At 59.5% G+C, this 12,767-nt stretch carries 9 protein-coding genes; 8 read left to right on the top strand and 1 reads right to left on the bottom strand.

Going from position 1 to position 12,767, the window contains the following annotated elements; all coding sequences use genetic code 11:
* Positions 1–43: 43 nt before the first annotated feature.
* Both J2Z75_RS06390 and J2Z75_RS06385 read left to right on the top strand, forming a co-directional pair.
* On the top strand, positions 44–988 hold the full coding sequence (locus J2Z75_RS06390) for an acetamidase/formamidase family protein (RefSeq protein ID WP_209849432.1): 945 nt from the start codon (positions 44–46) through the stop codon (positions 986–988).
* Positions 985–2,664 carry an ABC transporter ATP-binding protein gene (locus J2Z75_RS06385; protein WP_209849428.1) on the top strand — a complete coding sequence of 560 codons (1,680 nt, stop codon included), beginning with the start codon at positions 985–987 and terminating at the stop codon, positions 2,662–2,664. Before J2Z75_RS06390 ends, J2Z75_RS06385 begins: the two co-directional genes overlap by 4 nt.
* A gap of 36 nt (positions 2,665–2,700) precedes the next feature.
* Here the strand turns inward: J2Z75_RS06385 and J2Z75_RS06380 are convergent, their stop codons facing one another.
* Complete coding sequence (locus tag J2Z75_RS06380) at positions 2,701–4,389, bottom strand: capsular polysaccharide export protein, LipB/KpsS family (RefSeq protein ID WP_209849425.1); 1,689 nt, start codon at positions 4,387–4,389, stop codon at positions 2,701–2,703.
* A 331-nt stretch (positions 4,390–4,720) separates the two neighbouring features.
* On the opposite strand from J2Z75_RS06380, the gene pseF reads away from it, so the two are divergent.
* Genes pseF through J2Z75_RS06350 form a run of 6 tightly spaced genes read left to right on the top strand, consistent with a single transcriptional unit; the run spans position 4,721 to position 12,748 of the window.
* A complete protein-coding gene (gene pseF, locus J2Z75_RS06375) occupies positions 4,721–5,428 on the top strand; it encodes a pseudaminic acid cytidylyltransferase (RefSeq protein WP_209849422.1) in 708 nt (235 codons plus the stop codon).
* On the top strand, positions 5,425–6,474 hold the full coding sequence (gene pseG / locus J2Z75_RS06370) for a UDP-2,4-diacetamido-2,4,6-trideoxy-beta-L-altropyranose hydrolase (RefSeq protein WP_209849418.1): 1,050 nt from the start codon (positions 5,425–5,427) through the stop codon (positions 6,472–6,474). Before pseF ends, pseG begins: the two co-directional genes overlap by 4 nt.
* Positions 6,471–7,586: an ATP-grasp domain-containing protein gene (locus J2Z75_RS06365; protein WP_209849416.1), complete on the top strand. Its 1,116-nt coding sequence runs from the start codon at positions 6,471–6,473 to the stop codon at positions 7,584–7,586. Before pseG ends, J2Z75_RS06365 begins: the two co-directional genes overlap by 4 nt.
* Positions 7,583–8,485, top strand: coding sequence for an NAD-dependent epimerase/dehydratase family protein (locus tag J2Z75_RS06360; RefSeq protein ID WP_209849412.1), 903 nt, complete (start codon positions 7,583–7,585; stop codon positions 8,483–8,485). The genes J2Z75_RS06365 and J2Z75_RS06360 overlap by 4 nt, the downstream gene beginning before the upstream one ends.
* Positions 8,486–8,528: 43 nt before the next feature.
* Entirely contained in the window at positions 8,529–9,602 is a 1,074-nt protein-coding gene (pseI, locus tag J2Z75_RS06355) for a pseudaminic acid synthase (protein ID WP_209849409.1), read from the top strand.
* Positions 9,599–12,748, top strand: a complete 3,150-nt coding sequence (locus tag J2Z75_RS06350; RefSeq protein WP_209849405.1) for a hypothetical protein — start codon at positions 9,599–9,601, stop codon at positions 12,746–12,748. Before pseI ends, J2Z75_RS06350 begins: the two co-directional genes overlap by 4 nt.
* Positions 12,749–12,767 lie beyond the last annotated feature (19 nt).

Here is a 12,767-nt window from a genome sequence, read left to right as displayed (position 1 = left end):
CGTCAGTAATCCGATGGGCCGCGCTTCCAAGGGAGAACAACCAATGTGCGTCGCCTGCACCCATACCATCCACCGCGCCCAGCACAATTTCGGCTGGAACAAGGATTTCGAACCGGCTGTCGTCGCCAAGCCGGGTGAGACCATCCATTTCGAATGCCTGGATTCCTCTGGCGGCCAGCTCGGTGCCGGCTCGACGCTGGAGACGCTGGCAGCGCTCGATTTCGGCAAGATCAACCCGGTCACAGGCCCGGTCTATGTCGAGGGTGCCGCCCCCGGCGATGCCCTCAAAGTGACGATCCGCCGCTTCATTCCCTCCGGTATCGGCTGGACAGCGAATATTCCCGGTTTCGGGCTTCTGGCCGACCAGTTCACCGATCCCGCCCTGCATATGTGGTCCTATGATGCCATCAGCATGGCTCCGTCGCTCTACGGCCCCGGCGGCAAGGTGCCGCTCAAGCCGTTTGCCGGCACCATCGGCGTCGCCCCGGCCGAGCCCGGCCTGCATTCCGTCGTGCCGCCGCGCCGCGTTGGCGGCAATCTCGATATCCGCGACCTGACCTCGGGCGTGACGCTTTATCTCCCCGTCGAAGTCGAAGGCGCGCTCTTCTCGATCGGCGACACGCACGCCGCCCAGGGCGACGGCGAAGTCTGCGGCACGGCTATCGAAAGCCAGATGGAAGTCGAGGCGACGATCGAACTGGTCAAGGATGCGCGCCTGCAAAGCCCGCGCTTCACCACCACGGAGCCAGTCACCCGCCATCTCGACGGCATGGGCTATGAGGTTACCACCGGTATCGGCCCCGATCTCATGACCGGCGCCCGCGAAAGCGTCATGCGGATGATCGACCTGCTGGTCGCCGAACACGGCATGAACCCCGTCGACGCCTATATGCTCTGCTCGGTCTGCGGCGATCTGAGAATCAGCGAAATCGTCGACATGCCCAACTGGGTGGTGTCCTTCTACTTCCCGAGGATCGTGTTCGCGTGACATTTCCGACTGCCGCCCCAACGGTTCTGACCGTCAACAAGCTCTGCGTCGATGCCCGCACGCCGGAAGGTCTGCGGCGCGTGCTCGACGATATCAGCTTCGAGCTGAAACTCGGGGAAACGCTCTGCATCGCCGGCGAGAGCGGCTCGGGCAAATCCGTGACCTCGCTCGCCATCATGGGTCTTCTTCCGAAAGCCTCCTTGCAGATCGCCTCCGGCAGCATCGCGCTGGAAGGCCGGGAACTCTCCCGCCTGTCCAACAGCGCCATGCGCAGCGTGCGCGGCGGCGATATCGCCATGGTGTTCCAGGAGCCGATGACCTCGCTCAATCCGGTGATGTCGATCGGCGCGCAGCTGACCGAGGCCATCCGCGAGCATCAGGGGTCGCAGGGCAATACGGCGGAGGCCGTGGCGTTGCGCATGCTCGATGCCGTCCATATCACCGAACCTGCCAAGCGGCTGAAACAGTTTCCGCACGAACTGTCCGGCGGCATGCGCCAGCGGGTGATGATCGCCATGGCGCTCTCCTGCCGGCCGAAGGTGCTGATCGCCGACGAGCCGACAACGGCGCTCGACGTCACCGTACAGGCGCAGATTCTCAAGCTGATGGACGAGCTGAAGCGCGAATTCGGCGCCTCGATCATCCTCATCACCCACGACATGGGCGTCGTTGCCCAGATGGCCGACCGCGTCGTCATCATGCAAGCCGGCCGCATCATCGAACAGGGCAATGCCCTCCCGGTCTTCAATGCCCCGAAGGAACGCTACACGCAGGATCTCTTGGCGGCAGTGCCGCGTCTCGGTGCTCACGCCGGCACCGACGGGCCGCCGCGTGTGAGCCCACAGATTGGAGAGGCGCCCGCGCTCGATCGCGCGCCCGTCCTGACTGTCCGCAGTCTCGACGTCACCTATGGCAAGGCCACCGGCTGGCTCTTCGGCAAGAAGCCGCCGGCTTCCGCCGTCAGCGGCGTTTCCTTCGAAATCCTCCCCGGCCAGACGCTCGGCCTCGTCGGCGAAAGCGGCTCGGGCAAGTCCACCACTGGCAAGGCGGTGCTCGGCTTGATCCCCTTCACCGGCGACGTTGTCATCGACAACTGCAATATCGGCGGCCTTAGCCAGCGGCAGATGCGGCCGGTGCGGCGCAGCGCCCAGATGATCTTTCAGGACCCCTACGCCTCGCTCGATCCGCGCATGGCGGTGGGTGCTGCGATTGCCGAGCCGCTGATCATCCATGGCCTCGCCAACAAGGGCGAACGCGGGGACCGGGTCGCCGAGCTGCTGCGCCGGGTCGGCCTCGATCCGGATGCCGCCAGTCGTTATCCGCATGAGTTCTCGGGCGGACAGCGTCAGCGCATCTGCATCGCCCGTGCGCTGGCGCTGAACCCGAAACTGATCGTCGCCGACGAAAGCGTCGCGGCGCTCGACGTCTCCGTGCGCGCCCGCGTGCTCGACCTGATGCTTGAACTGCAGGAAACGCTGGGGCTTGCCTATCTGCTGATCTCGCATGACATGGCGGTGATCGAGCGCATGTCGCACAATGTCGCGGTCATGCGTTCCGGACGGATTGTCGAGATGGGATCGCGCCGGTCGGTCTTCGAGAGCCCGCGGGATGCCTATACGCAGGCCCTGATGGCAGCGGTGCCTATCCCGGATCCGGCTTTGCGCCACGTGGCGTGAGATACCCGCCGCAAAGCTCGTGTCCATGGCGGTTTTTCAGCCGGAAGCCGGTTTCTCACCCGCAGCTTTTGCCGTCGGCATATTGCGCGCTTCCAGCCGCTCATGCAGATTATCGCGCAGTTTCAGAAATGCAGAGTGGTCGGGGATGAGCTCGATCGCTTTGGACGCGGATCGTAGCGCCTCTTCGTATTTTTCCTGAAACAAAAGCGCGCGCCCCTCCAGCCAGTAGGCATGGGCGTATTTCGGGTCGGCGGTCAAAGCCTTGCGGGCATAGGCGAGTGCCTGCTCCACGCGCATCGTTTCCTTCTGCAGCAGTTTCCTGCCCAGAAAAATCATCGCTTCTGGAGTGGCTCCTTTGCAATCGGCGGCCTGTCGTGCCACCCGCATCCCTTCCTCCCTCTCCTCAAGGTCAAACAGGATCTTGCTCAAGGTAAGCATGGCCCAACTATCTTCCGGCCTTTCCTTGACAAGGTCTCTCCCCAAGGCCGCAGCCCGCGCGGGATCACGCTGCCTTATGATGCCGATACATTTGCGCCAGACATGGCTGCCGGTTTGCCGCAATATCGGCTCAACCATTTGGCCGGCGTTGACTGTCCGAGCGAGAACAACTGACACTTTTTCCTTTTGAACGTCATCCAGATTTTTGTACGTCATCAGGATAAGCTCAATGACGTCGCTCAATTCCTTGCTTGCGCGATGCAAAATCGAAAGAATGGATTTTTCCTGCGACTGCGGCGGCCCGGTTTCTTCCTTCGCTGCTGTGACAAACGCTGAAATATGCGCCTTCAGCCGCTTCGTGATCGCTTCTTCCGAGGAGATATCCACCCAATGCTCATTCAAGAGATAGCCGAGTTGGCTGCGGGTTTCCGGCGGTAACGGGGCGGGAGTGTCAAGGAAAATCCTGTTCAGATCGTCCAGCGTCTCCATCGCGGCCGTCATGTGGGAATATTCGCTGAGGGCAAACGAATAGACGCGCTTGCCGTGTATCAGAGCTTGCAGCCCCACACCGGAATTCGACACCAGTACGCAACGGCTCGCTGAAATAAGCCGATGGATGGAACCCTGGCTTATATGAACGAATGGATGCCCTTCCAGTTCCTTCAGAATTTTGCCGATGGCGACAGAATCGCAGAGTGGATGCCGTTTCAAAACAACATGCCGGCCATGTTGCGTCGCCAGTTCCGCCAGTTTGCGGATGACTTCGAACTGCGTAAACCGCGCAAGTTTGAGCACTTCGTCGGAGTTGACCTGCAACGGATAGAAAACGAAATCGCCGGCAGCGGCGACCTCCGGCTCAAGCTCATTATCTGATTGCTTCAGAGCGGAGAAGTTCTCTTCGAAAAATTTGCGCTTGTAGTGCGCGATAACGCTTTCAGCTTCATCCAGATCGTAGTGCGCGGCCAGTTCCTGCAAGTCCCGACGGTTGGCGAGTTCGCTCCAGCCACTATAGCCCCCCGCGTCGAAGTACCAGAGGCCGGGCAAAGCGCTCGGCTTGATGCAATAGCTGTTCTTTTTCGGTCTCTGCGCATGAAACGCATAGTAGATACCATCCTCGAAATCCAAGTGCTCCTCGTTCCCGAGAAAAGGAACGGTTTTGAACAGCTCAATTGGAATATTGAGACCGATAGCCGCCGATATGATCGTTTGGTAGCCTTGTCTGATCTCGGCATGATTGTGGTAGCGGGAAACCGAGAAACTGTTTGGTATGTCAATAAAAAGTTTCATGGTCCCCGGTCCGCGTAAGGCCTCGAGTGGGTCCGCATCAGCCGGAATGCACCGCTCGATGCTCGTGCAAAAACTGGTGCTCCGGCAGTTTCTCCCGCAAGATCGGCAATCTGCACAACATGCTTTCTTGTGTACGACTGCCGATAGAAATTCAAGTCGGTAGATTCGACTTTGGCGCCGGGCGGTTTTGCGAGCATCGCGACGCGCCCTGCCGGACATGGAGGCCATGGCCTTGCAAGTGTGCTATCGCATTTTTCAAGACGCGTCTTTACAGCATGGTCCTTTTCAATCATTAACTCGCTCCGGCAGGAGGCCAGGGCGGACGAACAGCATGCAGATAGCAATCATTCCGGCGCGCGGCGGCAGCAAGCGCATACCGCGAAAGAACATCAAGCTTTTTGGCGGACAGCCAATGATTGCCTGGCCGATCCGCGCGGCACTCTCCAGCAAACTGTTCGACCACGTCATCGTCTCGACGGATGATGATGAGATCGCCGAAGTCGCCAAGGCTTCGGGCGCCAGCGTCCCGTTCCGTCGTCCGGCGGAGTTTTCGAACGATCACAGCCCGGCACGCGATGCGATCAACGATACCATCGCCCAGGCAGAGGCATTCTACGGCAAAGCGATCGTGTCGGCCTGCTGTATCTACGCGACCAGCCCTCTCATCGAAGCCGAAGACCTCAATGCTGCCCGCAACCTTCTCGACGAACCGCCGGTTCCGAACTTCGTTTTCGCGGCAGCCACCTATCCACATCCGGTTCAGCGGGCCATGCTGCGCGACGAACCGCTCGGCGTCCGCATGCTGTATCCGGAACATATGAAGACCCGTAGCCAGGATCTGCCCGAGGCATTTCATGACGCCGGCCAGTTCTACTGGGGCTGGCGCGACGCCTTCATGGATCGCGAGCCGATGTTTTCGCCCCTCTCGCGCCCCTATCTTCTGCCGCGCAGCAGGGTTCAGGACATCGATACGCCGGAGGATTGGGAGTTCGCCGAACTGCTGTTTGCCGCCAGAAACGGGATATCGCGCGCCGGATGATCATTCCCGTCGTCTTTCGTTGCAATGCGAGTTCGCGCGTCGGCCTCGGCCACCTCATGCGTTGCCGCGAAATGGCCCGCTTGCTGACGGAGCGCGGGCACGTCTGCGCAATCGTCGGCCCATCCGAAGACCTCCGCGAGCCGAATGATGCCAAGCTTTTTTCGCGCTGGATCCCGCTTTTGGGAGACTATAGCTGCGAGCAGGACGCCAGGGATTTTCTGGCAGTGTGCCGCGAGATGAACGCGGTCCATGCGGTAATGGACGACTACCGTGTCGATCCGGCCTATCAGGCGAGCCTGAAGGCGCATGGCATCCGCTTCCTGCAGCAGTTCGATGCGAGCAAACCCTGGGATTTCCACGCCGACATCATCGTCAATTCGAACCCCTACGAGCGGGCGGAAGACTACGCCGCCTATGTCAAGAATCCGAATGCCCGGCTTCTGCTCGGTCCACGCTATGCCGTGTTGCGCCCGGAGTTCAGCGCGCTCGACATTCGGCCGGCCGGCCGGCCGGTGCAGCGGATTCTGGTATCCTTCGGCGGCGGCGACGATCTCGGTGCCATTCGATTGACGCTGGAAGCATTGATGGAGACGGCCGGAGCGCAAAACGTCACGGCGATCGTCGTGTCTGGCAACAGCAATCCGCGCAACAAGGCGAACGAGAACCTCATTGCCGAACTCCCCAAAGGTCGTGCTGAATTTTTTATGCACCCAAAAAAGGTCGCGGAATTGATGAATTCCTGCGATCTTGCCATAATTGCAGGCGGAACGATGAGTTATGAGGCAGCATTGTGCACTCTACCGATGATATTAGTTGCACTTGCGCCCAATCAAGTGCGTCCATGCCGCGGCTGGGCGGACAAGGCCGGAGCAAAAATGCTGGGGACGATCGACAACGTGACGAGGAGCATGATCCGCGAAACCATAGAGCCTCTGCTCGCCGACACGGCGCAGCGGACAGAGATGGCCGTTCGCGGACAGGCGATGGTCGACAAATCCGGCGGGCTGCGCCTGATAGCTGCGCTACTTGAGGAAGACGCGATATGAGGAAGACGGCTCTCGTTCTGGGAACCAATGCAGGTCAGGCCGACCTGATTCGGTACCTGAAAACAGCAGGCTGGAGAGTGGTCGGCTGCTCGCCCATCGTCGGTGAAGTCGGACAGCAGTTCTGTGATGCCGTCGAACACGTCAATATCGTCGATCTCGATGCGCTCGAAGCCGTCGCGCGCAAGCACAGTGTCGATATCATCTATTCCATATCATCGGATGTCGCGATCAAGTCCGTCGTGGCCCTGAGCGAAAGGATGGGCCTGCCGCATTTCTTCGACAGCGCCTTCATCGACCTCCTGGACAACAAGGCAGCTCTCCGGGCGTTCCTGACGCAGCACGATCTCAGCCCTGTGCCCTTTCGCCATGTCGCAACAGTGCAGGACGCCGCGGGCTGGAGCGCCTTTCCCTGCGTGGTCAAGCCTGTCGATGGACAGGGCCAGCGCGGCGTGGTCAAGGTCTCCAACCCCGTTGAACTCGCCGATGCGGTCAACCAGGCGCTGGAAATCTCGCGATCGAAGAAGGCCATCGTCGAAGCCTATCTCGATGGCGTCGAGGTTTCCTGCAACGTGCTGATCTGCGATGGCAAGACACAATTGAAGGTCCTGTCCGAGCGCCTGGTCCACAAGGGCCTCGCCCTGGGTCTGCCGGCCGGTCATCTCATCCCGCCGGTGCATGTGTCTGCCAGGCACCAGGAAGAGGCCCTCGCCCTGGTGGATGCGATCATCGCGAAAATGCAGATCAAGGCAGGCGTGCTTTATTTCCAGATGATCATCACCGAGGGCGGTCCCCGTGTCGTCGAGATCGCACCACGGCTGGACGGCTGCCATATGTGGCGTCTGATCAAGGCGTCGTATGGTGCCGACCTCGTCCAGATGACAGTGGATTGCCTGACCGGAAAATCGGTCGGCAAGGTCGCACCGGAATATTCCGGCCCCAATATGGAACTGATGTTCCAGCAGATGCCGCCAGGTGGAAATTTCGACCGCATGAAATTCCCGAAGCCGGACAATTTTGCCTACCACGAGTACCGATACAAGGACGGCGAGGCTGTAAGGGCCGTGAACGGCACGCTCGAAGTCGTCGGCTACTATGTGCGGGAATCGGCATGAAGATCGAGACCGGCGCGATCGCGATAACAGGCGGTTCAGGGTTCATCGGACGATATCTCGTCGATGACCTGAAAGCAGCGGGTTACGCACCCGTCGTGCTGGGCCGCGCCCCCGCGCCGGATGCCCGTGCCCGGCAGACGGATTACAGTCGCGAAAGCCTCAAGTCCGTGCTCGAAGGCGTGGACGCCGTCGTGCATCTTGCCGGACGTCGCATGACCCGCGAAGACAACCAGGATGATGTGTCGCCGTTTCTCCATCCGAATGTCGAAGTCGTCGGCAACCTCATGGCCGCCTGTGCATCGGCTGGCGTCAGGAAGGTCATCTACGCATCGACGATCGCGGTCTATTCGCCCGCAAGCGGCCTTCCCTACAAGGAAACGTCCCCGCCTCGCCCCATCAATGCTTATGCCCTGTCGAAACTGATGGGCGAATCCTGCGTGGAAATGCATGCGCGTCTTCATGGTTTGGCGGCGCTGTCCCTTCGTTTCGCAGCCGTCTACGGCCATGGCGAAAAAGGCACTCCGGCGCTGATGAAGTTCATCGATCAGGCCGGCAAGCGTGAAAAGCTGGTGCTGAAGGGAAATATGGACTATCGCATCGATCAGATTTATATCCGCGACGCGACGGCGGCCATTCTGTCGTCTCTGCGCACCCCCTGTTCGGCGGGGGTTTTCAATATCGGCGGCGGCCGGGCTTTGCCCGTGCTTGAAATCGCCGAAACGGTCAATGACGTCTTTGACAATACCGGCAATCTTTCCGTCGAAGACGAAGTGAAGAAAGAGGCGCCCAGAACCGTTATGGATCTGGAAGCAGCCCGAGCGACATTGGGATGGGAACCGCGCTTTTCGCTGCGCAGCGGCCTCGAAGATTTTCGCAGTACACGCGACCTCGCAGCCTAGAGGGCTGACGAATTTTCGATATCCGTTTGAAAGGTGTTTATGAATGCTTACATTGAAAGAGGAACTCGGCGCGGCGCATGGTTTGAAGGCGGATGGCTCGCCGTTCATCATCGCGGAAATGTCGGGCAATCATAATGCCTCGCTGCAGCGCGCGCTTGAGATCGTCGATGCCGCGGCCGCCACTGGCGCACATGCCCTGAAGATCCAGACGTTCACCGCCGACAGCATGACGCTGGACCTCGACGAAGGCGAGTTCTCCATCCGCGACCCGAAGTCGCTCTGGGCGGGTCGTCGCCTGTACGACCTTTATGAAGAAGCCAAGACTCCGGCCGAATGGCACAAGCCGATTTTCGATCGCGCCCGCGAAAAAGGGATCCTCTGCTTCTCGACACCCTTCAGCGAAGACGCCGTGGAGTTGCTCGAGTCGCTGAATGCACCCTGCTACAAGATCGCCTCCTTCGAAGCTGTCGACCTGCCGTTGATCAAGGCAGTGGCCAGCACCGGCAAACCGATGATCATCTCCACGGGCATGGCAACGGTCGTCGAGATCGCCGAAGCGGTCGAGGCGGCGATGTCGGCCGGCTGCACGAACCTGACGCTGCTCAAATGCACCTCCAGCTATCCGGCCTCTCCGGAAAACACCAACCTTCTGACCATCCCGCAGATCAAGGCGACCTTCGGCTGCAATGTCGGCCTGTCGGACCATACGCTCGGTATCGGCGTTTCCGTGGCCGCAATCGCGCTCGGCGCCAGCGTCATCGAGAAACACTTCATCATCGATCGCAGCGAAGGCGGCGTTGATTCCGCCTTCTCGCTGGAACCGGGTGAATTCACCAGCCTCGTGGACGAGACCGAACGCGCCTATCAGGCGCTCGGGCGGATCCACTTCGGCGGCACGGCTTCCGAGCAGGCCGGCCGCAAGAAGCGCCGTTCACTTTATATTGGCGAAGACCTGAAGGCAGGCGACATCCTCACCCCTTCATCGTTACGCCGCATCCGCCCTGGCTCGGGCCTCGCACCCAAATACTATGAGATGCTCCTCGGCCGCCGTGTTGGCCGCAATGTCAGCCGCGGCACGCCAATGAGCTGGGATCTACTGGAGGGGGAAGACAGTTGACACCGATCAAACAACAGCCAGCCAAAGGCGGCACTCTTTCACGCCTCAAGCGCGACCTGCTGTACCATGCACCCCGGTTGCTGGGGGGATGGTTATCCGCAAGAAGTCTGCCACGCCTTGCGCTTGCAACCCTGAAAATCGCAGACAGCAACGGCCCGGCCACCCTCAAGATGCTGCGCCAGCTTGAAAGGACGAGCCGTCTATCCGGCCAGTTTACGGCTGCGGAAGAGTATCGGTTGCGGCGGCAGAACGGTGAATTGATCAACTATGCCAAAACCAAGAATTTTCAGAGTATTTTCGAACGTCTCGCACAGTTGGAGAAAGTGGAGCAGCCGGCGCCGATTGAAGTCGGCCGGCTGATCTCCAGGGAGATCGTGACCGAAGGCGGACGCCGCGTTCTTTTGAAAGCGGCCCGGGCCGTGCGCAAGAAACATCCCCGCAGCGTCTACCTTATTCATATCGTCACGATGTGCGAGGCGATGCAGGGCGACTACCGCAAGGCGAGCCAAACCCTCGTCCGCGAACTCGCGCGGCCGCATCTCGCTGATAATCCGAAAGAAAAGCGCCGATTCACGGCCCTGCGCAACTGCTGGCGTACTGTCGATCAGATTGCCCGCGATCAGATGGATTTTGCCGATGATTCCTCAAGCACCAGCACCGTCGTTGAAGCATCGGACACCAAGGCGGATCTGCAGTCCGGGAGCTTGCTCGGGGACGGCGAACAGTCGCTCGAAACCGCAAGCTACGTAAATATTGCAGAGGGAGCGGAAGCGGCGCCGGAGAGCCAGGCCCAGGCTCTTCCCGAAAGCACTCGACAGCTTCTCCGCTTCAAGGAACATTATCTGCAGGGACGTCTGCACTCTGAATATCTTGAGGCGTGCGACCGTGACTTCCAGGAAGCGCCGACACTGATCGCCAAGCTTCATGTTATCGGAGAAATGCTGCGGCAGGGCGTGCGGCGTGTAACCAGCTATGCCGATGCCTACGATCTTGCGAGAACACGGATGCTGGAGCTTGTTGCGGAACATGAAGGCATTTTCGGACGCAACGTAAGGAAGGCCGGTGGGCAGAGGCAGGTCGTTTCCGAATTGTGCATGATGCTCAATCTCTCGCGGAAACTCGGTCTGGCCGAGGAAAGTGCCCAGATCATCCGGAGATGCCTCACTCTCTCGAAGAAACCGGGTTATCAACCGTTGATCTGGGCTGCCGCCGCCGAAATTTCAGCCGAGGCTGAAGACATGAGGCATGCAAACAAAATAATCTCCAACGTGTCGCATATTCTGCCACTCAGAGCACTGGACATTAAAAGCTATTTTCGCTGGGCAAAATCGTCCGGCCGATACAAAGACGCGGTAGCAATGTTCGATAAGCTGCCTGAGAACTTTCGGGTGATGCCGTGCTGTCTCGAATACGTCAATATTGCAGAGCGGCAAGGCCGGTTTAAGCAGGCGCTTGACATTGTCTATGACATTCACGGTCAGATGCTGTCGGAACCTGGGCGCTTCTCCCCCACGCTGAGCTATCAGCTGATCAATCGTATCGGAGAATTGAAATTCCTCGATAAGACGGCAAAGATATTTGCAAGCGTTCCGCAGCCGAGACGCCCGAAAGGCGTCGTCCTGGTTTCTCCGCGCAACATAAGCCAGTTGCGGCTTTATCCGATAAAAGTTCTCGTCGAGATGAAAAAGCAGGGATGGGCCGTCATCCCGACGGTCGAAGGGCTGCTTCCGATCGAAAAAACTGGAATCCGTGCCATCGACGCCATGAACGGCGCCGTGATGCGAATGAGCGCTATTCATCCCAGCCGCGCCAAAATCCTACCGGATGTCTCCGATTTTACGTTCGAACCGGCGAAGGGTAGCCTGCGCTGGGGCGACATGGACCTCTCCCATCCCATCTGGGAAGACGCCGCGATCAATCGTCGTTGCTACAATGTCGACTATGGCTGCCCGTCGCTTCAGCGTTATATCAGCGGACTGGCCAGCTGGACGCGCTGCACGGCGCGCGTTCTCGACTACGCCCACGCAATCCAGCAGGAAACAGGCCTGCGTTTCGCTACGATGTCGTTGTACAATAATCGCCTGCCCGATTCATTGCATCGATTCTTCTGCGAGCAACGCGGCAATCCCGATACGTTCTTCTTCCTGCATGCCGCCAACGGGTATCAAAACTACTTCACCAATTTTTCGACCAATGTATCCCAGCGGCTCGTGCTGCGGAACATGACGCGCCATAAAAACGTCAGGTCGGCGAGCTTCCCCGTTCCGGAGAATTTCGAACGCTACTATCAGGATCGCCGCTTCCAGGCACCGGAAATGCTGGAGCGGTTTGAAAACGTCACAAAAGTGAAGCGCTCGACCAGCGGCGTCAAGACGCTTCCGCCGGAAGCCGTCGAAGCCAGGGAGAAAATCGCGGCCTGGCGCGCGAAAGGCGGCAAGGTCGCCTGTGCTTTCGGAAAAGTGGTCTGCGATTCCGGCCTGCCATTCGATGGCGGTCCCGCCCATACCAGCATGAAGGATTGGATCAACAACTGCGTGGAAGCCGTCGATGGCAGCAATACGTTGCTGCTGATCAAACCGCATCCGCACGAGATAAACAACGAGATCGCCACCTTCCCGAATGAGTTCTTCGCAGATCTGATCGAGAATCCATCGAGCGAGAATGTCATGGTTCTGGGCCATCGCTGGTTCGATATGCATGACATGAAGGACCTCATCGATGTCGGCCTCATATACAACGGAACAACGACGATCGAACTCGGGATCATGGGGATTCCCTGCATTCTCGCGGGCCACTTCGCACCGATCGACTACCCGATCGGACACCCGGTTCCCAAGAACAGAGCGGACTTCGAACGGATGCTTCGCTTTGAAAGCCCGATCGTCGCCGCACGCGACATCCGCGAGCGCGCAGCGTGCTGGCTGGAGTATATGGCCAGCGAAAGCTTCACTCTGCCATATCGGTACCATACCCGGCCGGTGACGAATAAAACGCTGTATCCGCCGATCTGGTATCAGGAAGATCTGAAGAAGCGCCGGGACCCGGCCGTGCGTGAACTGACTGCACGTGCCCTTGGCACGGGGCGGGAGCCGGGCGCAGAGGAAGTTGCCGCATTTCCCGAACCTGCCATGCAGTTGAGCGCCTAACACTCGCAGAGAAAAGTTC

It is taken from the genome of Rhizobium herbae (assembly GCF_017873135.1).
GTDB lineage: Bacteria > Pseudomonadota > Alphaproteobacteria > Rhizobiales > Rhizobiaceae > Pararhizobium > Pararhizobium herbae.
Note: the sequence above shows the minus strand (reverse complement) of the source record. Positions and strands in the feature narration are given on the sequence as shown.

Coding starts and splice junctions, on each gene's coding strand:
- J2Z75_RS06390 (WP_209849432.1), top strand. CDS start 44: ATGTGCGTCGCCTGCACCCATACCATCCACCGCGCCCAGCACAATTTC.
- J2Z75_RS06380 (WP_209849425.1), bottom strand. CDS start 4,389: ATGAAACTTTTTATTGACATACCAAACAGTTTCTCGGTTTCCCGCTAC.
- pseF (WP_209849422.1), top strand. CDS start 4,721: ATGCAGATAGCAATCATTCCGGCGCGCGGCGGCAGCAAGCGCATACCG.
- pseG (WP_209849418.1), top strand. CDS start 5,425: ATGATCATTCCCGTCGTCTTTCGTTGCAATGCGAGTTCGCGCGTCGGC.
- J2Z75_RS06365 (WP_209849416.1), top strand. CDS start 6,471: ATGAGGAAGACGGCTCTCGTTCTGGGAACCAATGCAGGTCAGGCCGAC.
- J2Z75_RS06360 (WP_209849412.1), top strand. CDS start 7,583: ATGAAGATCGAGACCGGCGCGATCGCGATAACAGGCGGTTCAGGGTTC.
- pseI (WP_209849409.1), top strand. CDS start 8,529: ATGCTTACATTGAAAGAGGAACTCGGCGCGGCGCATGGTTTGAAGGCG.